A 22148-nucleotide genomic window follows, 5' to 3' on the forward strand; every position below is an offset into this window, starting at 1 on the left:
CGCCTGCGTCAATGGACCCTTGCACTCCTCAGACGTATGCAAGGGTTCATTCACGCAGCCCCTAACTCTGCGTGAATAGACCGTTGTACTGCTCAGACGTATGCAATGGTCCATTGACGCGGAACGGGGGGAGCCCAGAAACGACAACAGCGGCCCACTCCCGAAGGAGTGGGCCGCTGTCGTTACCGAACTCTTCTAGCCTTCGCCGACCGCGTTGAAGGCCTCGTCGATGATTTCGAGCTGCTCGACGGCGTGGACCTTGCTCGAGCCCGAGGACGGGGCGGACATTGCGCGACGCGAGATGCGCTTGATTCCGACCAGCTTCTCGGGCATGAGCTCGGGCAATGCAAGACCGAAGAACGGCCATGCACCCTGGTTCGCGGGCTCTTCCTGGACCCAGCGGAACTCGGTTGCGTTGGGGTAGCTCTCGAGAGCCTCCCGGATCCGGTGCACCGGCACGGGGTAGAGCTGCTCGACTCGCACGATCGCGACGTCGTCGCGGTTGTCCTTCTGCTTGCGAGCGAGGAGCTCGTAGTAGAGCTTGCCGCTGACCATGAGCACGCGCTTGACCGCACTGCGGTCACCGGTGCCGGTGTCGTAGGTGGGCTCGTCGAACACCGAGTGGAACTTGCCGTCGGTGAAGTCCTCGATATTGCTCACTGCAGCCTTGTTACGCAGCATCGACTTCGGGGTGAAGACGATCAGCGGGCGACGGATGCCGTCACGCGCGTGCCGACGCAGAAGGTGGAAGTAGTTCGCAGGCGTCGAGGGAACTGCCACCGTCATCGATCCCTCGGCGCACAGCGTCAGGAAGCGTTCGATGCGACCGGACGTGTGGTCGGGGCCCTGGCCCTCGTGTCCGTGCGGCAGCAGCAGTACGACGTCGGAGAGCTGACCCCACTTGGCTTCGCCGGACGAGATGAACTCGTCGATGATGGACTGCGCGCCGTTGACGAAGTCGCCGAACTGCGCTTCCCACATCACCAGCGCGTCCGGGTTACCCACGGAGTAGCCGTATTCGAAGCCCACGGCGGCGAACTCGCTCAGTGCGGAGTCGTAGACCATGAACTTGCCGGGGTTGTCGCTGCCGATGTTCTGCAGCGGCGTGTACTCGGCACCGGTCTTGCGGTCGATGATCACCGAGTGCCGCTGCGTGAACGTGCCGCGGCGGGTGTCCTGGCCGGAGAGACGGATGTTGCGTCCTTCGTCCACGAGCGATCCGAGCGCGAGGAGCTCGCCGAAGGCCCAGTCGACCTTGCCCTCGTGCGCCATCTCGCGACGCTTCTCGAGCACCGGCTTGACGCGGGGGTGCACGTTGAAGCCGTCGGGTACATCGAGGTGGGCGTCGCCGATGCGGTGCAGCACCGACTTGTCCACAGCTGTCTTGAGCTTGGTCGGCAGCTGCTGGTCGAGCTCCACGGACTCGCTGGGCTCGGGGGTGTACTTCTCGAGTTCGCGTACCTCGTTGAAGACGCGTTCGAGCTGGCCCTGGTAGTCGCGGAGGGCGTCCTCGGCTTCCTTGAGCGAGATGTCTCCGCGGCCGATGAGCGATTCGGTGTAGCTCTTGCGGACGCTTCGCTTGGTGTCGATCACGTCGTACATCGCCGGCTGGGTCATCGAGGGGTCGTCGCCCTCGTTGTGGCCGCGGCGGCGGTAGCAGATCATGTCGATGACGACGTCCTTGTGGAACTTCTGACGGAAGTCCACCGCCAGCTGAGCAACCCAGGCGCATGCCTCCGGGTCGTCGCCGTTGACGTGGAAGATCGGGGCGGCGATCATCTTCGCCACGTCGGTGCAGTACTCGGAGGAGCGCGAGAACTCCGGCGAGGTGGTGAAGCCGACCTGGTTGTTGACGACGATGTGCACAGTGCCGCCGGTGCGGTAGCCGCGCAGATCGGACAGGTTCAGGGTCTCGGCTACGACGCCCTGACCCGCGAACGCAGCGTCACCGTGCAGCATCAGCGGCAGAACGGAATATCCGCCCTGGCCGGTGCCCTTGTCCAGCATGTCCTGCTTGGCGCGGACGAGGCCTTCGAGAACCGGATCGACGGCTTCGAGGTGCGACGGGTTGGCGGTGAGCGAGACCTTGATGTCGTTCTCGCCGAACATCTGGATGTAGGTGCCCTCGGCACCGAGGTGGTACTTCACGTCGCCGGAGCCGTGAGCGGCGGCCGGGTTCATGTTGCCTTCGAACTCGGTGAAGATCTTCGAGTAGGGCTTGCCGACGATGTTGGCGAGCACGTTCAGCCGGCCGCGGTGCGGCATGCCGATGACAACCTCGTCGAGGGCGTATTCGGCGCTCTGGTCGATGACGGAGTCCATCATCGGGATGACGGACTCGGCACCTTCGAGCGAGAAGCGCTTCTGCCCGACGTACTTGGTCTGCAAGAACGTCTCGAACGCCTCGGCTGCGTTGAGCTTGCTCAGGATGTATTTCTGTTGCGCCACAGTCGGTTTGACGTGCGTGGCTTCGACGCGCTCCTGCAGCCACGACACCTGCTCGGTTTCGAGGATGTGCGTGTATTCGACGCCGACGTGGCGGCAGTACGAGTCGCGCAGCACGCTGAGCACGTCCCGCAGCTTCATCTTGTCCTTGCCGTGGAATCCGCCGACCTTGAACTCGCGGTCGAGGTCCCACAGCGTGAGGTCGTGGCTGATCACGTCGAGGTCCGGATGCATCCGGAACTTGTCCTTGGTGAACTGCAACGGATCGGTGTCGGCCATCAGGTGACCGCGGTTGCGGTACGCGGCGATGAGCTCGAGCACGCGGGTGTTCTTGTCGACAGTGCCCTCGGGCAGATCCTTGCGCCAGCGGATGGGCTCGTACGGGATCTTGAGCGAATGGAAGAGCTCGTCGTAGAACTCGTCGCTGATCAGCAGGTTGTGGATGGTCTTGAGGAAGTCGCCGGACTCCGCGCCCTGGATGATGCGGTGGTCGTATGTCGAGGTCAGCGTCATGAGCTTGCCGACACCGATCTCGGCGAGGCGCTCGTCGCTGGCTCCCTGGAACTCGGCGGGGTATTCCATCGCACCGGCACCGATGATGGCACCTTGACCGTTCATCAGACGCGGCACGGAGTGGACGGTTCCGATGCCGCCGGGGTTGGTCAGCGAGATGGTGACGCCCTGGAAGTCGTCACCGGTGAGCTTGCCGTCGCGGGCGCGGCGAACGATGTCCTCGTACGCGTTGTAGAACTGCGTGAAGGTGAAGTCCTGGGTGTCCTTGATGGCGGCGACGACGAGGGAACGATTCCCGTCCTTGCCGGGCAGGTCGATCGCGAGGCCGAGATTGATCGATGCCGGGGTGACTGCGTTCGGCTTGCCGTCGACCTCGGCGAAATGACGATTCATGTTCGGGAACGCCTTGACGGCTTGCACGATGGCGTAGCCGAGAAGGTGTGTGAACGAGATCTTGCCACCGCGGGTACGCGCGAGATGGTTGTTGATGACGAGGCGGTTGTCGACCATGAGCTTCGCCGGGATCGCACGCACACTGGTCGCGGTGGGGATCTGCAGCGAGGCAGACATGTTCTTCGCGACCGCAGCTGCGGCACCGCGGAGGACCTTGCTCGACTCTTCGCCGAATTCGGCTGCGGCGGGCTTGGCCGGAGCTGCCTTCTTCTCGGCAGGCTTCGGTGCATCGGACTTGGGAGCAGCGGCCTTCGGTGCCTCGGTCTTCGCTGCGGACTTCGGCGCAGCGGACGCGGCAGGCTTGGCCGGAGGTGCAGGTGCTGCAGGGGGAGCAGACTTGGTGGAGCTACCGTTCGAGGCCGCGCCGTTTCCGGACGCACCGTTGGAGTCAGCGGCTGTCTGGTCCTCGGTCACGGCATCGGGGTCGTACCCGGTGAGAAACTCGTGCCAGCTTGCGTCGACGGAGGAAGGGTCCTGCTTGAATCGCTGGTACATCTCGTCGACCAGCCATTGGTTCTGTCCGAATTGGGTAGTAGAGCTGCTGCTCACGGCAGTAGTTCGCCTCGTTTCTGTCTTCGTTCCCGTTCAGCGCGCGTACACGTCCAGGCTAGACCTTTGGTCCAGCTCACATGCGTCCGGGACGTAGCTGTGATATGTACTCACCGGTAACCATCGGCCTCGTTGTCGATGACTCCTTGGACTATCGAATTATTCCCTCGGTTCGTTTCGGCTGCAGTCCACAATTGTTCGTAGAAGCCGCCGCTGGATCGAAGTTCGGTGTGGTTCCCCACTTCCACGATACGGCCGCCGTCGACCACCACAATGAGATCTGCCCGCGCTGCGGTCGCCAACCTGTGCGCGACGACCACGGCGGTTCGGGTGCGCGCGACGGCGTTGCTGGCCGCGAGCACCGTCCGTTCGGTCGCCGGATCGAGTGTGGCGGTGGCCTCGTCGAGGAGGAGAAGATCGGGGTCGACCAGCTCGGCTCTGGCGAGTGCGATCAACTGCCGTTGTCCCGCCGACAAACCTTGCCCGCGTTCTCCGACGGGTTGATGCATACCGCCGCGAAGTGCAGCGATAGTGCTCAGAGCGCCGACCGAGCGTGCCGCGTTCTCGATATCGGCCCGGCTGGCGTCGGGTCGGCCGTAAGCGATGTTCGACGCCACGGTGCCGGTGAACAGATGCGCCTCCTGCGGTACGACGCCGAGCCTTTGCCGGTAGTCCGACAGGCGATAGTCGCGCAGATCGTGGCCGCCGACCCGCACCGATCCCGAGGTCGGGTCGTAGAAGCGGGCCAGTAATTTCACCACCGTGGATTTGCCTGCGCCGGTGCGGCCGACCAAGGCGACCGTGGTGCCGGCGGGAATGGTGAGAGATACCTCACTCAGGGCGTCGCTGTGAGATCCGGCATACCGAAATCCGACGTCGACGAGATCGATGTCGGTGCGTAGCCGCCCGCCGGGAAGTGCTGTGGGGTCTGCGGCGGTGGCCGTTTCGATCGAACTGGTGGTGCGCAGCAGATCGCCGATGCGACCGACTCCGACTCGTGCCTGCTGGTAGCCGTCGAAGACCTGCGAGAGCTGTTGGATCGGGCCGAAGAGCAGCCCGAGGTAGAGCACGAATGCCACGAGGGTTCCCGCGGTGGTCGTGCCGGTCGCAATCTGATGCGCGCCGACGAACACGACGACGGCGAGGGCGATGTCGGAGAGAAACGTGATGAGCGGAAAGAACACCGAGATCGCGGTCTGGGATCGCATTCGGCTGGTCCGGTAGCGGTCGGAGCGTTCGGCGAATCGAGACGCGGCGTACTGCTCACGGCCGTATGCCTGTGCCGCGCGTAGGCCCGTGACGTTTTCTTGAAAATCGGCGTTGACGATCGAGATGCGTTCGCGGGACGTCGAGTATGCCGCTGAGGAGATGCGCCGAAAGATGACGGTGGCCACGGCCAGGGGCGGAACGACGGCCAGCGCCACCAGCCCCAGAACGGTGTCGGTGAACAGCAGTGCTGCCGCGATGCCCAGCACGGTCAGTGCGCTCACCACAGCCGTCGATGCGCCCGTCTGGATGAACGACGAGAGCGCGTCGACGTCGGTGGTCATCCGGGTCATGATGCGGCCCGACAGTTCTCGTTCGTAGTAGTCCAGACCCAGCCGCTGAATGTGCGCGTAACTGCGCACGCGCAGTCCGAAGAGCACTCGCTCTCCTGCTCGTGCGGTGATCACCGTCGTCCAGCAGACGACGAACCAACTCGCCACTGCCAGTGCCACGCCTATCGAGGTGGCGATCCACAGGGTGTTCGAGTCTCCGCGTGCCACTCCGCTGTCCACTGCGTAGCGAACGAGTGAGGGAAACGCGATCGAGGCGAGCGAGTCCAGCGCGAGCAACACCACCACTGCTGCAAGGAGAAGCCGGACCGGGCCGAGCAGCCTCGACAGCCGGAATCCGGGGTCGGGGGTGCGAAGTTCGGATCCCGCGACGCCGGGATTCTCGGTTGCCGGTGGCAAGGCTGCGACGGCTGCCGCAATCGCGGGTGTGGGTGCCAATGAACCGAAGGCCCCTGCCATGGCCGCGCCGTGCGTACCGCCGCCCCCGGGGTCGGCCGGGCCGGGGACGCCGGGCTCGGCTGTCGCTGCCGGGGCGATCTGCGGCCACAGGGCCTCTGCCGAGGGCTCGGCGGTCGGATCCGGCTCCGGCGCGCCTACCTCGTCATTGCTCTCGTCGTCACCGCTCTCGTCGTCACTGCTGGCCAGCAACGTGCGGAACAGGGGACAACGTCGATCGAGTTCCTCGACCGTTCCGGTGTCGATGATGCGGCCCTTGTCGAGTACGGCGACGCGGTCGGCCAGCGTCAGGGTCGAGCGGCGGTGAGCGAGGACGAGCGTCGCGCGGGTTCGGACGCCGCGTAGCGCGTCGTAGATTGCCGCCTCGGTTTCGGCGTCCACGGCCGAGGTGGCGTCGTCGAGGATCAGGATTCGGGGATCGACGAGCAGAGCGCGCGCCAGGGCGATGCGTTGCCGTTGTCCTCCGGAGAGCGTGAGTCCGCGTTCGCCGACGAGGCTGTCGTAGCCCTCGGGGAGAGCGTCGATGAAGGTGGACGCCTGTGCCAGGCGCGCGGCGTGCTCGATGTCCTCCGCAGAGGCATCGGGCCTGCCCAAGGCGATATTGGCGGCGATGCTGTCGGAAAACAGGAACGGCTCGTCGAAGACCAGGGATACGGCCTCGCGCAGCGATGTGGAGTCGAGATCGTCGATGTCGATGCCCGTGGTGCCGGACGTCAGTGCGATCTGCCCCTTCGATGGGCGGTAGAAGCGTGGGAGCAGTAGGGCGAGCGCGGTCTTACCCGAACCTGCATGCCCGACCACGGCGACCGTCTCCCCGGGCGAGATGGTCAAGTTCAGGCCGTCGAGTACGTCCCGCTCGGGCTCGAATCCGAAGGTGACATCGTGGATGTGAACTCCGAGTGGGCCGTCGGGGAGCGCGATCGGGTCAACAGGCTCGGGCTCGGTCGGTTCGGTGTCGACCACCTCGTAGACGCGTTCGACGGCAGCGCGAGAAAGCTGGGCCATGATGACCACCGAGGAGACGGTTCGGGTGACTGCGGACAGCGTCGCGACGTAGGTGGCGAATGCGAGGAACGTGCCGATGGTGATGTGGCCGTGCAGTGCCAGATAGCCGCCCAGAGCGATGACACCGACGAGACCGAGTTGGGGGATGGTGGCCATCGACGGTGCGAACCGCGAGTTGATCCGTGCCGATCGCATCCGCTCGGAGAACAGTGTGCGGCCGAGTGTTTCGATGCGGTCCACCGCGCGCGCTTCCTGTCCGAAGCCCTTCACCACTCGAACCCCGGTGACGGTTTCTTCGACATGCTGAGCGAGGTCGGCGGCCCGTTGCTGCGCCGACCAGGTGGCCGCGAACAGCCTCGGCCGCGTGCGGTACACGACGATGCCGACGGCGGGAACGATCAGAATCGCGACGACGGTGAGCAGCGGCGACAGGTACGCCATCACGATCAGCGCGAGAACGAACTGCAACAGCGCCCCGGCCGACAGCGGCACCATGGCCAGCAGCCCCTGCACGAGCTGCAGGTCGGTGATCGATCTCGACACGACCTGACCGGTACGGATCTCGTCCTGCTTGCGTCCGTCGAGTCGCTGCAGCGAGGCGAGCAGGTCCAACCGCAGATCGTGCTGGACGTCGATCGAGAGTCTTCCGGCGAGCATGCGCCGACCGAATTGGCAGGCGAAGCGCAAGACACCCAGCAGTGCGATGGCGATGGCGACCGTGAGGATCACCTCGCTCTTGCCCGCAGTCGCGTCGTCGATCGCCAGCCTGGTGAGCAGCGGGAAGGAAATATCGATCACTGCGGCGAGCATCGTCACGCCCAGCGCGCCGAGGGCCGTGCGCCGGTGCAGCATGCACTGGGTGATCAGACGCCGAATCCAGCCGGGTGAAGTACTCGACGCATCGTGCCCGGCGGGGACTTCGCTGCTCGGCCGGCCCGGTGCGAGAAGACCGGACCGAACACGGGTGCCCTCGTCGACCGTATCGCGGTTTCTCGCCGCGCTACGGTTCGTCACCGAGTTGCTGTGTGTCATCGATTCACCACGTTAGACCCGCACACCGACAGGTCGTGCCGACGAACGCGCCGAACGGCGTCGACCTCAGTCGATGTCGCGGGTGCGGGCCAGGAACCAACCGGCACCGGTGAGGATCGCGGCCCACAACGCCAGTCCCAGCGGTGCCCACGGCCACGACAGCAGATCGCTGGCATCGTCGAGTTGAGTCGCCGCCATAGTCGGCAGTGTCAGATTCGACGGCAGCACGGTGGCCACCGGTCCGAGTCCCACACCGAACAGGATCAGCGAGAGTAGACCTTCGCCGAACGGGAGCCACGCGACGAGCACGATGGCGGCCCAGGTCGGGGACTTCAGCAGCAGGCCCAGGCCGGCACCGATCATCGACCACAGCACCACTGCCAGGAGGCAGGACACCACGACGCCGATGAACGGGCCGTCGAGTACCACGGTGCGCTCGTTGAAGATCAGCAGGCAGAGCAAGCTGGCCAGTAGTACCACCAGGCCGTATCCGAGGCCGAACAGTGCAGTGACGACGAGCTTGGCCGCGATCACTCCGTCCCGCCCGCGGGCGGTCAGGAAACTGGTGGTGATGGTCTGGTGGCGAAATTCAGTGCCTGCATTGACGGCTCCGAAGATGCCGGCGAACAGAATGGCGGCACCGGCGGCGACGTACAGGCCGATCGAGGCGACCCCACCGGAAATATCCAGGTCCTCTTCGAATTCGCCCAGCTGGTTCGCGATCACGGAGGTGATGACCGACGCGAACACCCCGACGACGATCGGGGCGATCGCCAGCGCCCACCAGAACTTCAGTGTCGTGACCTTGCGGATCTCCGACGTCAGCAGTGCGTTCATCGCGGACCCCCGTTCCAGTTCTGCGGCGGGTCGTAATTCTGCGGCGGCGGGCCGTAACCCGGCGGCGGGCCGTAGCCCTGGTGGTGACCCGGCGGCGGGCCGTACCCCGGCGGCGGCCCGCCGTACGGATTCTGCTGAACGGGTGCGGCGGTGTATTGACCCGCCGTCATCGACAGGAACACCTGCTCGAGGTCGACGTGCTCGCTGGTGGTCCCGAAGATCGTCACCTGCGCGTCTGCCGCGATGCGCGCGATCGTGGCCGCGTCGGTCCCGGCGACGCCGATGCGTCCGTCGGGTAGCAGTTGGCTGTCGTTGAACCCACTCGATGCCAGCGCCAATGCCAGGCCTGCGGGGTCCGATGCGGCCACCAGTACGCGGCTCGGACGCGTGGACCTCAGCTGCGCGATGGAACCCTGATACACGAGTGCACCGGCGCTGACGATCACCAGATTGTCGACGGTCTGCTCGATCTCGCGCAGGATGTGACTCGATACCAGGACCGTTCGTCCCGACGCGGCGAACCCCTTCAGGAAGTCGCGGAGCCAGGCGATTCCTTCGGGGTCGAGGCCGTTGGCGGGTTCGTCGAGTACGAGGATTTCCGGGTCTCCCAGCAGTGCCGTCGCCAGTGTGAGGCGCTGACGCATGCCAAGTGAGAACCCTCCTGTGGCGCGGTCGGCGGCATTGCCGAGGCCCACCAGGTGCAACACGTCGAGTGCGCGGCTGTCGGGCACACCGATCGCCGCGGTGTAGATCTTCAGATGTCCTGCGGCGCTGCGCTTGGGATGCAGACTCAGCGAGTCCAGGACGGCCCCTATGGTGTGGGCCGGGTGCGTGGCCGTATGGAAGGGCGCGCCGTTCACCAGGCCGACACCCGAGGTGGGGCGGACGAGCCCCAGCAGCATGCGCAGCGTGGTGGTCTTGCCGGATCCGTTGGGGCCGAGGAACCCGGTGACGGTGCCGCGTGGCACGACGAAGCTCAGCTCGGACACCGCGCGAACGGTGCCGAATTGCTTGGTCAGTGCCTGCGCTTCCAGCGCTGCCCCCGGATAGCTGGTCATCTGTGCGACATCCCCCTGGCCTTGGATCACCTCGGATACCGGCTGCACTCGGCAACCGGTACCCGAGGCTACGGGGTGCTTCCGACGCTTTCTCGCCAGTACCCGATGTCAGGTATGCAGGGCCGCTGCGATCTCCCGATAGGTGGTGAGCGGATCGCCGTCGTCGGGGAGCGAATGCAGTGTCACGTGCGAGGCGCCGGCGGCGAGGTGCTCGTTCAATCGAGCGGCGATCTCCTCGGCCCCACCGTGCGCGACCAACGCATCGATCAGTCGATCACTACCGCCGTCGCCGATCTCCTCGTCGGAGTAGCCCAGGCGGTTCAGATTGTTGGTGTAGTTGCGCAGGTGCAGGTACGGGTCGTTGACCGGCGGACGGCCGATCGCGCGCGCCTTCTCCGGATCCGACTCGAGGACCACCTTGTGTTCGGGGGCCAGTATCTTGTTCGGTCCCAGTGCTTCTCGCGCCTCGCGGGTGTGCTCGGGAGTGGTCAGGTACGGATGCGCCCCTGCGGTGCGGTCGGCAGCCAACGCGAGCACCTTCGGTCCGAGGGCGGCGAGGACGCGTCGCTCCACCGGCACTCCGGCCTCGTCGAGACCGTCGAGACCGTCGAGATAGGCCACCAGCGCGTCGTACGGCTTGGTGTATTCCTGCGTCGCCTCCGGATGGCCTGCCCCGATTCCGAGGACGAAACGACCCGGGTGCTTGCTCTCCAACCGGTGATACGACGCGGCGACGTCGGCCGCGGCGTCCGACCAGATGTTGACGATGCCGGTGGCGACGACGACGGTCTCGGTGGCGTCGAGAATCTCTTCGGTGGTCGTCAGGTCCGCAGGCGGTGAGCCGCCGAGCCAGATCGTGCCGTAGCCGAACGATTCGATCGACCGGGACAGTTCGGGTGTGAACGCCGAGTGTCGTCGCCAGACGCCGTACTTACCGAGTTCAGGTGTGGAAGTCATGTTCGTAGTCAACGCGGCAGGATCGCTATGATTCCGCGAACTCTCATTCGTCCGGCTCGATGATTCTGTTTTCGGGGAATCGGGCGGGCGGTGGGCCGAATGCGTCACGGGCGTTCTTGATGACGCCCTTGCCGACCGCGCGGTTGCCCGCGCCGCCGATCGCCGCGCCGATCCCGGCGGGAAGCATCTTGCCCACCACCAGCGCGCTGCGCTTGGCCAGATACTTGGTGATGAACTTCTTCACCAGCGACTTGTTCATGTTCGTCATCGCCCCGCCGGGTATGCGGGAGGTGATCAGTGGTCCCCAGTTCTTGGCGGTGGTGCCGACCGTCCGCTGAACGATCTGCATGCCCGACTCACCCAGTGCGACAGACAGAACGAGTGCACGACGCTGTTGGTGGTTCTCGACGGGGATGCCGTGCACGGACGCGACTGAGAGTGTCAGCAGCGCCGAGGACTCGATGAAGAAGGCGGTTTCTGCCCCGACCGCGGCGAGTGAGGTGACAGTTCCGATTCCCGGGACCGCCGCTGCACCGCCGACGGCCGAGCCGCTGCCGGTGACCGCGAGCAGGAACCGCTTCTCCAGGCGTTCGATGATCTGCGCCGGCGTGTCGTACGGGTGCGCCCGACGCACGTGCGCGACATATTTGTCGACGGCGGGACCCTGTAGGCGGCTGGCGTTGTCGAGGATGTTGACCAAGGCCCGTTCGAGCTTGCCTCCGTTCGGGCCGTCGATCTGTGCGTCGTCCTTCTTGCCTGCCATCGATGCCTCTTTCGGTCGCGAGTGTAGTGGCCGGTCGATTCGCAGGTTCAGCGCACCCAGTGATCGGGTGGAACGAGCTCGTCGGATTTCGGAGGCGGGGGAGCGGTGCCGTCACCGAACGGTGATCCGCCGAGGGCTTCACGCCCGTGCGGTTCGAGCCATCCGGACAGGTCGGGGCCCTTGGGCACGATGCCCGACGGATTGACGTCGGTGTGCACCTCGTAGTAGTGCCGCTTGATGTGGTCGAAGTCGACGGTGTCGCCGAAACCCGGGGTCTGGAACAGATCGCGCGCGTAGTTCCACAGCACCGGTATCTCACTGAGTTTGCTGCGGTTGCACTTGAAGTGACCGTGGTAGACGGGGTCGAAGCGCACCAGTGTGGTGAACAGGCGCACATCGGCCTCGGTGATGTGGTCGCCGACGAGATAGCGCCGTGTGGCCAGGCGTTCGACGAGCCAGTCGAGGCGGGCGAACAGTCGGTCGTAGGCCTTGTCGTAGGCCTCCTGGGAGCCGGCGAATCCGCAGCGGTACACACCGTTGTTGACGTCCTCGAACACCAACTGGGCCACTTCGTCGATCTCGCCGCGCAGGGCCTCCGGATACAGATCGGGGGCTCCGTCGCGGTGGAACTGCGTCCACTCGGTCGACAGGTCGAGGGTGATCTGTGGGTAGTCGTTGGTGACGACCTGGCCGGTGGGAACGTCGACGATGGCAGGGACGGTGATGCCGCGCTCGTAATCGGGGAAGCGGGCGAAGTAGGCGTCCTGCAACCTCGGGATCTGCAATACCGAGTCCAGGCCGTCCGGTTCCTCTTGGAAGTTCCAGCTGCGAGGGTCGTGGGTCGGTCCGGGAATGCCGAGGGACAGTGCGTCTTCGAGTCCCAACAGTCGGCGCACGATGATGGACCGGTGCGCCCATGGGCAGGCCCTTGCGGCAATCAATCGATAGCGCCCTGCCTCCACCGGATAGCCGTCACTGCCGTCGGCGGTGATTCGCGTCGAAATGTAATTGGTATCGCGGGTGAATTCCTTGCCCGGTTCCACGTATGCCGCATTGTCGCCCATCGAGTCGACTCCTCACATCGTTCGGTCGGTCATGCACGACGCTACCCAGTTCACCCGCACCTCAATCTCCATCACGAGGTGAGGACGGCCGTGTGGCATGCGCCGATTTCCACGTAACCGAGTCGCGCGCCGAGGCGTCGAGCAATGGCGTTTTCGGGTCGGGATCGCCATTGAGGTATCAGGCCGTCGTCGATTGCATCGTTGGTCGCCAGTCGGCCGACCACGTGGGCGTGACCCCGACGGCGGTGCTCGGGGTCCGTGAGCACGCGCATGTCCGCCAGGATCGACTGCTGTTCGGAGTATCCGGCCGAGGACAGCGAGCTCGCGGAGTCGGCGGGTCGATCGTCGCCGAGCATCGTGAACCAGTGGCGTGAGACCGGTTCGCCGAAGGCCTCCTCGACGTCGGCGGCAGTGCAGTGCGCCGCGAGGTTGCGGGCGTGCGCGGCGTCGTGGGAGATCAACGGGTCGTGCACCTCGATGGAATGACCGATCTCCGTGCCGTAGGCAAGCGTGTGGCTGTCGATGGCGTAGCGCTCGGCGAGGTTCCCGAGCAGTGACGACATCCAGGTTCGGTCCGTACCTGCCTGGTCGGTGATCGATCGCGATGCGCCCACCGCCCAGGCCGGAGCGCTGATGACGGTGGTCTCGGCCAGTCGCAGCACCGTGATGTCCGTGGAGTCGACGACGTGCTCGACGCGTCGCGCGTCGGTGGCGAGGGCGTCGTCGGCCAGGTGGAGTTGTCGACACCAGGCAAGGCGAACGATATCGAGTTTGTGCGAGTCGAAAAGGCCGGCGTCGAGACGGGGGAAATCCACGTATCGAGATTAACCATCGTGGGCTCGAGCGACGTTCTGGTTTTGCCGTCAGGAAGCAATCTTTGGGACTTTTTCGCCCCCGGTGTATCGCTGAGCGCCGAGAGATGGCAGACTCGGCGTTGAGATTAGAGCTTCGACGTGAAGATCTAGCTCGCTTACAGAAGGTTTACAGAATGACGCAGGGCAGTGTGAAGTGGTTCAACGGCGAAAAGGGCTTCGGCTTCATCGAGCAGGATGGTGGCGGACCGGACGTTTTCGTTCATTACTCGGAGATTCAGGGTAGCGGCTTCAAGTCGCTCGACGAGGGCCAGCGCGTGGAGTTCGAGGTGGGCCAGGGTCAGAAGGGCCCCCAGGCTACCGGCGTCCGCGCCATCTGATTCAAGCTTCGTAACCCGATTTCTCCTGGCGGAGTGACCTTCTCGAAGTAATCTCAACCAGAAACTCGGTGACAAGGCCGGATACACGGAAGAAATTCCGAGTATCCGGCCTTTGTCTGTTGGTAGGGCATGTCTGTTTGTAGGGCATATCTGTTGGTAGGGCACCGTCTTCGGTCGGTGTCCTTGTGTGGTTTGTATGTCCGTTTGATCCTCTGATCAGAGGATTGTCCTGGTTGCTTTCGTTCGAGCCCTGACCCTATATTCCAGTTGGAATAATTCGGACGGGGTATCGAGGGGGCAGCGATGCGGGGCGAGGTGGTGAACCCGCTGGGCGTCTCGGTCCTGGCGCTGCTGTCGGAAGCACCGATGCATCCCTACGAGATGTATCAGCTGCTGGTGGAGCGAAAGGAAGACCGGATCGTCAAGGTCCGACCCGGATCGCTTTATCACGCCGTGGCGCGACTGCACGAGCGAGCGCTGGTCGCCGAAGTCGGCACCGACCGCGGCGGCAATCGTCCCGAGCGCACGACGTACGAGATCACGCCTGCCGGACGGCGAATTCTGGTCGATCGGCTTGCCGAGATTCTGCGCACCCCGGTACGCGAATATCCGCGGTTCGCTCTCGGCCTGTCCGAGATGCACAATCTGCCGGCTTCCGAGGTACTCGCGTTGCTCCGGGCGCGCATCGAGGACCTCGGTCGTGAGATCGAGGAACTGTCCGGTTACCAGCGCCTCGCGGCGGAACGCGCAGTGTCCGAAGTCTATTGGGCTGGAATCGATTACACCTATCACATGCTCACGGCCGAAATGAACTGGTTGACGAGCTACGTACATCGAGTCGACAGCGGCGAGCTCGCGTGGCCGCACGAGATCTCTGCACACCACATCACCCCGACCGATCGGGACGAGGAGAGACAATGAACGCCGTCGAGACCGCTCCGCTACAACGCGAGATCAGGCCCTGGCCCGCGCTGTGGGCGCTCTGCCTGGGATTTTTCATGATCTTGGTGGACACCACGATCGTGGCCGTCGCACAGCCTGCCATCCTGGCGGGCCTCGGTACCGACATCAACAACGTCATCTGGGTGACCAGTGCGTACCTGCTGGCCTACGCGGTGCCGCTGCTGGTCACCGGACGTCTCGGTGACAAATTCGGTCCCAAGAATCTGTACGTTGCCGGCCTCGTCGTGTTCACCCTCGCCTCGGCCTGGTGTGGACTGTCGGGATCGATCGAGATGCTCATCGCGGCCCGCGCGGTGCAGGGTCTCGGTGCTGCGATGATCACCCCGCAGACGATGGCAGTGATCACCCGGGTGTTCCCGGCCGAGAAGCGTGGAACGGCCATGGGGGCATGGGGAGCCGTCGCAGGAGTGGCGACCCTCGTCGGCCCCATCCTCGGCGGTGTACTCGTCGACTCGCTCGGTTGGGAATGGATCTTCTTCATCAACCTGCCGGTCGGAGTCGTGGCAATTGCGTTGGCGCTCAAATTCGTCCCGGCGCTGCCCACCCACGACCACAAATTCGATCTGCTCGGTGTCGCATTGAGCGCCGTCGGACTGTTCTGCATCGTGTTCGGCATCCAGGAAGGGCAGAAGTACGACTGGGGTACCGGTATCTGGGTCCTCATCGGCCTCGGACTGCTCGTCTTCGCAGGGTTCCTGTACTGGCAGGCGGTGAACACGAGCGAACCGTTGGTGCCGCTGGCGCTGTTCCGTGATCGCAACTTCTCACTGTCCAATATCGGCATCGCGGCAATGGGTTTCGCAATGTCCGGCATGATGCTGCCGATCATGTTCTACGCGCAGAGCGTCACCGGCCTGTCGCCGACCCGTTCGGCGTTGCTGTTCGTCCCGATGGCGCTGCTGACCGGCATCCTTGCGCCCAACGTCGGCAAACTCGTGGACAAGACGCACCCCCGCTACATCGCTGGATCAGGACTGTTCATTCTCGCTGCGTCGCTGCTGTGGTTCGCCTACGAAATGACGCCCACCACCGCCATTTGGAAGCTGCTGCTTCCCGTCGCGGCCATGGGTGTGGCGAATGCGCTGATCTGGTCTCCGTTGGCGGCCACCGCAACTCGCAACCTGCCGATGAGTCAGGCGGGCGCAGGTTCGGGAATCTACAACACCACCCGGATGATCGGCTCGGTACTCGGTAGTGCTGGTATCGGCGCGCTCATCCAGTCGCGACTGGCCGTCGAACTACCGACCAGTGGATCGGCAACGGGGGCCAACGAATTCGCCGGGCGAGTGCCCGAGATGCTGCGCGACGGATTCACCACGGCGATGGCGCAGTCGCTGATTCTGCCTGCAGCCGTGCTGATCTGCGGCATGATCGCGGTCTGCTGCTACGCCCGGCCCGCATTCAAGTAAGTGTCGCAGGCGCTCACAGTCCCAGATCGCGGCCGATCAGTTCCTTCATGATTTCGTTCGATCCGGCCCAGATCTTGGTCACGCGAGCGTCCTTCCATGCACGCGCGGCGCGGTATTCGTTCATGAATCCGTAGCCGCCGTGCAGCTGCACGCAGTGATCGAGGATCTCGTTCTGCACCTGCGAGCTCCACCACTTCGCCTTGGCCGCGTCGATGGCCGTCAGCTCGCCTTCGCCGTGCGCGGTGATGCAGTTGTCGATGTAGGCCTGTGCCACATCGAGTTTGGTGACGAGCTCGGCGAGCAGGAACTTGTTCCACTGGAGTGAGCCGATCTGCTGGCCGAAGGCCTTGCGGTCCTTGGCGTACTGCAGCGTCTCCTCCAGGATGGGGCGAACGTGACCGAGGTTGGCCGCCGCGCAGCTGATGCGTTCTTGGGGAAGAAGCTGCATCATGTGGATGAAGCCGCCGTCGAATTCGCCGATCATGTTCGCGCTCGGCACCCGCACGTTCTCGAAGAACAGTTCGGCTGTGTCTGATTCGGGCTGCCCGACCTTGTCGAGTTTGCGGCCGCGAGTAAAGCCCTCGGTGCCGTTCTCGACGGCGAAGAGAGTGATGCCCCTGGCCTTCTTCTCGGGCGTCGTACGGGTGGCGACGACGACGAGGTCGGCGGAGTTGCCATTGGTGATGAAGGTCTTGGACCCGTTGATGATGAAATCGTCGCCGTCTTTGACAGCAGTGGTTTTCAGCGCGGCCAGGTCGGAGCCGCCGGAGGGTTCGGTCATCGCGATGGCAGTGAGGATTTCGCCGCTGCAGAAGCCGGGCAGCCAGCGCTTCTTCTGCTCCTCGGTGGTCAGCTTCACCAAGTACGGAGCCACGATGTCCACGTGGATACCGAAGCACGACGCCACCGCGGCGCTCGAGCGGGCGAGTTCCTCACCGAGCACGGCGTTGAATCGGTAGTCCTCGGCTCCGCTGCCGCCGTATTCCTCGGGTACTTCGAGTCCGAGGAAGCCGTTGCGTCCGGCTTCGAGCCAGATGTCGCGGTCGATGTAACGCTGTTCGATCAGCTTTTCCTCGACGGGCGCGATGGTCCTGGCGACGAACTCGCGTACCGATGCGCGGAAGTCGTCGTGATCGGACTCGAACAGGCTGCGCTTCACTTGCTTGTTCCTCTCGGTAACGGCTAGTGGTCTGAACAATACTCGCTGGTAACAATCGTCCGGAAGGGGTGTGGCACTATGCGAGACATGGTTGACGCACCCACTTCGCTCGTTCGATCCGTTACCGAGGCCGGGGCGGAGGTTGCCGTGCTCACCTTCGATCACGGCCCGCTCAATCTCTTCGATCAAGCGATGTTCGACGCGGTGGCGGCGAATGTGGCCGATCTCGTCGCGAACCCGCCACGTGCGGTGCTGTTGCGCGCCGAAGGGAAGGTCAACTCTGCGGGCGTCGACGTGCACGTCTTCGAGGGTTTGTCCGCCGCGCAGGGTGCCGACCTGTGGCGTGGCCTGTTCGCCGATATCGCCCATCCACTCGAGGCGCTGCCCTGCCCGGTCGTCTACGCAGCGCACGGCTTGACCCTCACCGCGGCCTTCGAGATCTCGTTGGCCTGCGACATCATTCTTGCCGGACCGAAGGCGAAGTTCGGTCTGGTCGAGACCGTCGTCGGGTTGACGCCGTCGATGGGTGGGCCGCAGCGGTTGGCCGAACGAGCCGGTTCGGGTCGGGCTCGCGAGCTCGTCATGACCGGTGATCTGTACGACGCTCAGACGCTGCAGGAGTGGGGCGTGGTCAATCAGATCCACGACGACGTCGACGCCGCGGCGATCGCACTGACCCATCGCCTGGCCGACGGCCCCACCGCCGCGCATGCGGCAACGAAACAGATTGTGGCGGCGTGGCGTTCGGGAGGGGTGGCACACGCGGACGAGATCACCTCCGAGGTCTCCGGCGCGCTGTTCGAGACCGATGATCTGCGCGGTGCGGTCAAGAGCTTCCTCGAGGTCGGCCCGGGGCATGCGACCTACACGGGCAAGTAGCATCGAGTGAGTGAGTACTGATCAACTGGCCGAATTGCACCTGCACATCGAAGGGTCTCTCGAACCTCCGTTGATCTTCGAGCTCGCCGAGCGCAATGGACTGTCGTTGCCCTACAACGACATCGATGAACTGCGCGCGAAATACGAGTTCACCGACCTGCAGTCGTTCCTGGATCTGTACTACGCGAACATGGCAGTGCTGCAGACGGCAGAGGACTTCGCCGATCTCGCTCGGGCCTATTTCCGACGTACAGCGCAGGCCGGAGTGACGCACGCGGAGATCTTCTTCGATCCGCAGGCGCACACCGAGCGCGGCGTCCCCCTCGCGGCCGTCGTCGACGGACTGGCCGACGCGTGTGCCTCCAGTGAGCGCGAATTCGGCGTCACCAGTGGATTGATCGCGTCGATCCTGCGAGACAAGCCGGTACTGCATGCGAATCAGTTGCTCGACGACCTGTTGGCGATGCAGGCCCCGATCATCGGGCTCGGACTCGATTCCGCAGAGGTGGGCTACCCACCGTCGCTGTTCGTCGACGTATTCGCCAAGGCGCGTGCCGAGGGCCTCCATGTCGTTGCTCATGCCGGTGAAGAAGGTCCGCCGGAGTACATCTGGCAGGCGTTGGATCTGCTGAAGGTCGAGCGCATCGATCACGGCGTGCGATGCCTGGAAGACGAGGCGCTGATCGATCGTCTCATCGAGGAGCAGATTCCGCTCACCGTCTGCCCACTGTCCAATGTTCGGCTCAAGGTGGTCGACGAGGTCCAGCAGGTGCCGCTGCGTCGAATGCTCGAGCGAGGACTGTCGGTGTCGATCAATTCCGACGACCCCGCCTACTTCGGTGGCTACGTCGACGACAACTTTGCTGCCCTCGAAGCGGGGATGGGTCTCACTACGGCCGAGCGAAAGCAGCTGGCCGAGAACTCGATCCGCGCGAGCTTCGCGAAGCGGTAGCTCAGGTCGCCGTCAGCGAGATCCTCGGGTAGCCGGTGGCCCCGTCGGGAACGGTGTCGGCGGTCTGGTTCGTTTGCAGCTCACCAGCGGAGTTGGTGGCGCGGGCGCGGACCGAATGCTGTCCCGCAGGCAAGTCGAGCTCCACCACCCACTGCCTCCAGGTGTCCTTGGAGTACTCCTGCGAGAGCGTGGCCGGCACCCAATTGCCCTCGTCCACTTGTACTTCCACGCCGTCGATGCCGGTGTGCTGATCCCAGGCGACGCCCGCGACCACCGTCTTCCCGGCAGGCACCGAGCTGCCCGATCGCGGGGTGTCGATTCGAGAGGCCGTCTTGATCGGTCCGCGCGCTCCCCAGCCTCGGTCGGTCCAGTACGCGGTCACGCGATCGAATCGGGTGATCTCGATATCGGTGACCCATTTGGTCGCCGAGACGTAGCCGTACAGGCCGGGGACGACGAGCCTCGCCGGGTAGCCGTGCTCCACGGGCAACGGTGCGCCGTTCATGCCGACAGCGAGCAGCGCGTCGCGGCCGTCGAGCAGCACCTCGATGGGCGTGCCCGCGGTGAAGGCGTCACTGCTCGACGACAGGGCCATGTCCGCATCCGGCGAAATGCCTGCTTCCTCGAGAATGTCCTTCAGCGGGTAACCGATCCACGTCGCATTGCCCACCAGATCGCCGCCGACGATATTGGACACGCAGGTCAGGGTTATCGTCTTCTCCACCGCCTGACGTTGTGCAAGATCGGCGAACGTCAGCACGATCTCGCGGTCCACCATCCCGTGGATACGCAGCGACCACGTGTCCGACGCCACGCGCGGCACGACCAACGCAGTATCGATGCGATAGAAGTCCTCGTTCGGCGTGATGTACGACGCGAGGCCGTCGATCTTCAGGTCTGCCCCGTCCGGTATCGGGGGCTGCGGCGTCGGCGTCGGGAGCATGAAACCGAGACGATCGGCGGTGACTGCTCGGGCCGAGGTCAGCATCCGTCCGGCTGTTCCGGCGACCACTCCGAGTGCCGCGGCACCGGCGGCGAGAGTCAGGAAGCTGCGTCGGTTCATGCCTTCGGTCGCAGGGGCAGCGGCACCGATGAGGGCGTGCAGGACGACGATGCCCACGATGACGCCGCCGATGGTCGGAACCGCATAGACGACTGTGGCGTCGGGGCGGGTGACGGCCGCGAGGACGCCGAGTACACCCAGAGCCGCGAACACCGCTGCACCGATCGGCTTGCGGGCGATACCTGCCGCTGCGGCGACAGCGGCGATCACGAGGGCCATGCCGACGAACAGGGCGAGTTTGTCCGAGGTGCCGAATGTATCGATGGCCCACTCACGGACCGGGGCCGGACTGTGGTCGACGGCCGAGGACCCGACGGCGGTCAGCGGCGACGAGGTCGGTCCGATGGGTACGGCGATCAGCTCACCGACGCCGAGGACGACTCCGGCCGCGATGATGCCGGACAGCGCGCGTTTTCCTGTACTCACTCGCTCCAATGTAAGCGAAACGGTCGTGCGCGGTATTTCGTGGCAGTGTGCGAACCGCCGCTCACGACAACAAACGTTCGAGGTAGTCGCTGCCGAACAACTTTCCCGGGTCCATCGCATTGCGGATGCGTAGGAAGTCGTCGAAGTGATCGTAGGAATCGCGCAGTTCGGCGCTGCTGAGTGAGTGCAGTTTGCCCCAATGTGGCCGACCGCCGACGCTGCGGCAGATGGCTTCGACCGCATCGAAGTATTCTCGGTGGTCACGCCGGTGATATTGGTGCACGGCGAGGTACGCCGTCGGGCGTCCCGACGCGGTGGAGAGCCAGATGTCGTCGGCCGCGGCGAAGCGTACCTCGACGGGAAACGCGATGGACACCGCTGATCGCTCGAGCCAACGATCCACCTCGCGCAGCACCCACCCGATCTCGGACACCGGTACCGCGTACTCCATCTCGACGAACTTCACGGTCCGCGACGACGCGAACACCCGGTACGAGCGGTCGGTGTACTCGCGGGCAGACAGCGCCCGGGCCGAGACCGCATTGAGCGCAGGAATCAGAGCAGGCACACGCGTCACCAGGCGATTGAGGCCCTCGAAGACGGTGTTGGACAACAGTTCGTCGTCGACGTACGAGCGCACTCTTCCCAGTGGTCGCAGCGTCGCGTCACCGGGCAGGCGGGTGTTGCGTTTGGTCAGCACTCGGTCGGTGTGCGGAAACCAGTAGAACTCGAAGTGGTCGACGCCTGCGATGGTCTCCTCGATGTCCTCGAGGGTTTCCCGCAGCGTCGACGGCTCCTCGACGGCGCGCAGGGCGAAGGCCGGCACGCACTCGAGCGTCACCCGGGTGATCACACCGAGCGCACCGAGGCCGACGCGGGCCGCGTCGAACACATCGGAGTTTTCCTCGCGAGAGCACTGCACCAGCTTTCCGTCCGCCGTCATCAATTCCAGCGCACGTACCTGGGTGGCGATGCCGCCGAAGCGTGCTCCGGTTCCATGAGTTCCCGTGGAGATGGCTCCGGCGATGGATTGCTCGTCGATATCGCCCAGATTGGTCATGGCCACCCCGAGGTCCCACAGCCGAGCGGTCAGCTCGTGCAGCCGAGTGCCGGCAAGTACCGTCACGTCCGCGCAGCCGTCGGCCCCGCGAACGACCGATTCGATCCCGCGCAGTGAATCCAGGCCGATCTGGACTCCGTCGGTGACGGCAATCGGGGTGAAGGAATGCCCGGCACCGACACACCGCACCGACTGGGACCGCGCCGCGGCAGCCTGCACTTCGACTCGGAGGTCGTCCACCGACGAGGGTTCGGCTGTGTGCGAAGGGAACGCACACTGATTGCCCGCCCAGTTCTGCCACGACCGCTCGATCATCGAATCACTATGTCAAATAGTCGTTCCGCAGGCTCATGTGAG

16 protein-coding genes are annotated in these 22148 nt (G+C 64.6%); 5 read left to right on the forward strand and 11 right to left on the reverse strand.

Features of this window, described 5'->3' with window-relative positions; genetic code table 11:
- Window positions 1-195: 195 nt before the first annotated feature.
- The 8 genes from J1M87_RS15360 to J1M87_RS15395 form a co-directional block, all read right to left on the reverse strand.
- Window positions 196-3960, reverse strand: a complete 3765-nt coding sequence (locus J1M87_RS15360; protein WP_206490245.1) for a multifunctional oxoglutarate decarboxylase/oxoglutarate dehydrogenase thiamine pyrophosphate-binding subunit/dihydrolipoyllysine-residue succinyltransferase subunit — start codon at window positions 3958-3960, stop codon at window positions 196-198.
- 110 nt (window positions 3961-4070) lie between these two features.
- The gene (locus tag J1M87_RS15365) at window positions 4071-7829 is read right to left on the reverse strand and encodes an ABC transporter ATP-binding protein (protein ID WP_241257026.1); all 3759 of its coding nucleotides are present in this window, start codon (window positions 7827-7829) and stop codon (window positions 4071-4073) included.
- A 246-nt stretch (window positions 7830-8075) separates the two neighbouring features.
- Window positions 8076-8846 carry an ABC transporter permease gene (locus J1M87_RS15370; RefSeq protein WP_206490246.1) on the reverse strand — a complete coding sequence of 257 codons (771 nt, stop codon included), beginning with the start codon at window positions 8844-8846 and terminating at the stop codon, window positions 8076-8078.
- Window positions 8843-9904, reverse strand: a complete 1062-nt coding sequence (locus J1M87_RS15375) for an ABC transporter ATP-binding protein (protein WP_206490247.1) — start codon at window positions 9902-9904, stop codon at window positions 8843-8845. The genes J1M87_RS15370 and J1M87_RS15375 overlap by 4 nt, the downstream gene beginning before the upstream one ends.
- A 108-nt stretch (window positions 9905-10012) precedes the next feature.
- Window positions 10013-10861, reverse strand: a complete 849-nt coding sequence (locus tag J1M87_RS15380) for an LLM class F420-dependent oxidoreductase (RefSeq protein ID WP_206490249.1) — start codon at window positions 10859-10861, stop codon at window positions 10013-10015.
- Between the two features lie 43 nt (window positions 10862-10904).
- Window positions 10905-11624: a hypothetical protein gene (locus tag J1M87_RS15385; protein WP_206490251.1), complete on the reverse strand. Its 720-nt coding sequence runs from the start codon at window positions 11622-11624 to the stop codon at window positions 10905-10907.
- Window positions 11625-11671: 47 nt separating this feature from the next.
- Window positions 11672-12688, reverse strand: a complete 1017-nt coding sequence (locus J1M87_RS15390) for a glutathione S-transferase family protein (RefSeq protein WP_206490254.1) — start codon at window positions 12686-12688, stop codon at window positions 11672-11674.
- 71 nt (window positions 12689-12759) lie between these two features.
- Window positions 12760-13503: a GNAT family N-acetyltransferase gene (locus J1M87_RS15395; protein WP_206490255.1), complete on the reverse strand. Its 744-nt coding sequence runs from the start codon at window positions 13501-13503 to the stop codon at window positions 12760-12762.
- A gap of 173 nt (window positions 13504-13676) precedes the next feature.
- Here J1M87_RS15395 and J1M87_RS15400 point away from each other — a divergent pair, with 173 nt between their 5' ends.
- From J1M87_RS15400 to J1M87_RS15410, 3 genes are all read left to right on the forward strand, one after another.
- Window positions 13677-13880 carry a cold-shock protein gene (locus J1M87_RS15400; protein ID WP_008714360.1) on the forward strand — a complete coding sequence of 68 codons (204 nt, stop codon included), beginning with the start codon at window positions 13677-13679 and terminating at the stop codon, window positions 13878-13880.
- A 303-nt stretch (window positions 13881-14183) separates the two neighbouring features.
- Window positions 14184-14801 carry a PadR family transcriptional regulator gene (locus tag J1M87_RS15405; RefSeq protein WP_206490256.1) on the forward strand — a complete coding sequence of 206 codons (618 nt, stop codon included), beginning with the start codon at window positions 14184-14186 and terminating at the stop codon, window positions 14799-14801.
- Window positions 14798-16252 carry a DHA2 family efflux MFS transporter permease subunit gene (locus tag J1M87_RS15410; RefSeq protein ID WP_206490258.1) on the forward strand — a complete coding sequence of 485 codons (1455 nt, stop codon included), beginning with the start codon at window positions 14798-14800 and terminating at the stop codon, window positions 16250-16252. The genes J1M87_RS15405 and J1M87_RS15410 overlap by 4 nt, the downstream gene beginning before the upstream one ends.
- Before the next feature lie 13 nt (window positions 16253-16265).
- Here the strand turns inward: J1M87_RS15410 and J1M87_RS15415 are convergent, their stop codons facing one another.
- The gene (locus J1M87_RS15415; protein WP_206490260.1) at window positions 16266-17411 is read right to left on the reverse strand and encodes an acyl-CoA dehydrogenase family protein; all 1146 of its coding nucleotides are present in this window, start codon (window positions 17409-17411) and stop codon (window positions 16266-16268) included.
- 87 nt (window positions 17412-17498) lie between these two features.
- On the opposite strand from J1M87_RS15415, the gene J1M87_RS15420 reads away from it, so the two are divergent.
- Window positions 17499-18290 (forward strand): enoyl-CoA hydratase/isomerase family protein, encoded by a 792-nt coding sequence (locus tag J1M87_RS15420; RefSeq protein WP_206490262.1) that lies wholly within the window; start codon window positions 17499-17501, stop codon window positions 18288-18290.
- A gap of 10 nt (window positions 18291-18300) precedes the next feature.
- Window positions 18301-19242, forward strand: a complete 942-nt coding sequence (locus tag J1M87_RS15425) for an adenosine deaminase (RefSeq protein WP_206490264.1) — start codon at window positions 18301-18303, stop codon at window positions 19240-19242.
- Window position 19243: 1 nt separating this feature from the next.
- Here the strand turns inward: J1M87_RS15425 and J1M87_RS15430 are convergent, their stop codons facing one another.
- Together J1M87_RS15430 and J1M87_RS15435 are read right to left on the reverse strand one after the other, a co-directional pair.
- Entirely contained in the window at window positions 19244-20731 is a 1488-nt protein-coding gene (locus tag J1M87_RS15430) for a molybdopterin-dependent oxidoreductase (protein ID WP_206490266.1), read from the reverse strand.
- 61 nt (window positions 20732-20792) lie between these two features.
- Window positions 20793-22106 (reverse strand): D-arabinono-1,4-lactone oxidase, encoded by a 1314-nt coding sequence (locus tag J1M87_RS15435; RefSeq protein WP_206490268.1) that lies wholly within the window; start codon window positions 22104-22106, stop codon window positions 20793-20795.
- Window positions 22107-22148 lie beyond the last annotated feature (42 nt).

The sequence above is a fragment of the Rhodococcus sp. KRD162 genome, from assembly GCF_017168335.1.
Classification (GTDB): domain Bacteria; phylum Actinomycetota; class Actinomycetes; order Mycobacteriales; family Mycobacteriaceae; genus Rhodococcoides.

Coding starts and splice junctions, on each gene's coding strand:
- J1M87_RS15400 (WP_008714360.1), top strand. CDS start 13,677: ATGACGCAGGGCAGTGTGAAGTGGTTCAACGGCGAAAAGGGCTTCGGC.
- J1M87_RS15375 (WP_206490247.1), bottom strand. CDS start 9,904: ATGACCAGCTATCCGGGGGCAGCGCTGGAAGCGCAGGCACTGACCAAG.
- J1M87_RS15365 (WP_241257026.1), bottom strand. CDS start 7,829: ATGCTGCACCGGCGCACGGCCCTCGGCGCGCTGGGCGTGACGATGCTC.
- J1M87_RS15420 (WP_206490262.1), top strand. CDS start 17,499: ATGGTTGACGCACCCACTTCGCTCGTTCGATCCGTTACCGAGGCCGGG.
- J1M87_RS15380 (WP_206490249.1), bottom strand. CDS start 10,861: ATGACTTCCACACCTGAACTCGGTAAGTACGGCGTCTGGCGACGACAC.
- J1M87_RS15390 (WP_206490254.1), bottom strand. CDS start 12,688: ATGGGCGACAATGCGGCATACGTGGAACCGGGCAAGGAATTCACCCGC.
- J1M87_RS15435 (WP_206490268.1), bottom strand. CDS start 22,106: ATGATCGAGCGGTCGTGGCAGAACTGGGCGGGCAATCAGTGTGCGTTC.
- J1M87_RS15410 (WP_206490258.1), top strand. CDS start 14,798: ATGAACGCCGTCGAGACCGCTCCGCTACAACGCGAGATCAGGCCCTGG.
- J1M87_RS15405 (WP_206490256.1), top strand. CDS start 14,184: ATGCGGGGCGAGGTGGTGAACCCGCTGGGCGTCTCGGTCCTGGCGCTG.
- J1M87_RS15370 (WP_206490246.1), bottom strand. CDS start 8,846: ATGAACGCACTGCTGACGTCGGAGATCCGCAAGGTCACGACACTGAAG.
- J1M87_RS15385 (WP_206490251.1), bottom strand. CDS start 11,624: ATGGCAGGCAAGAAGGACGACGCACAGATCGACGGCCCGAACGGAGGC.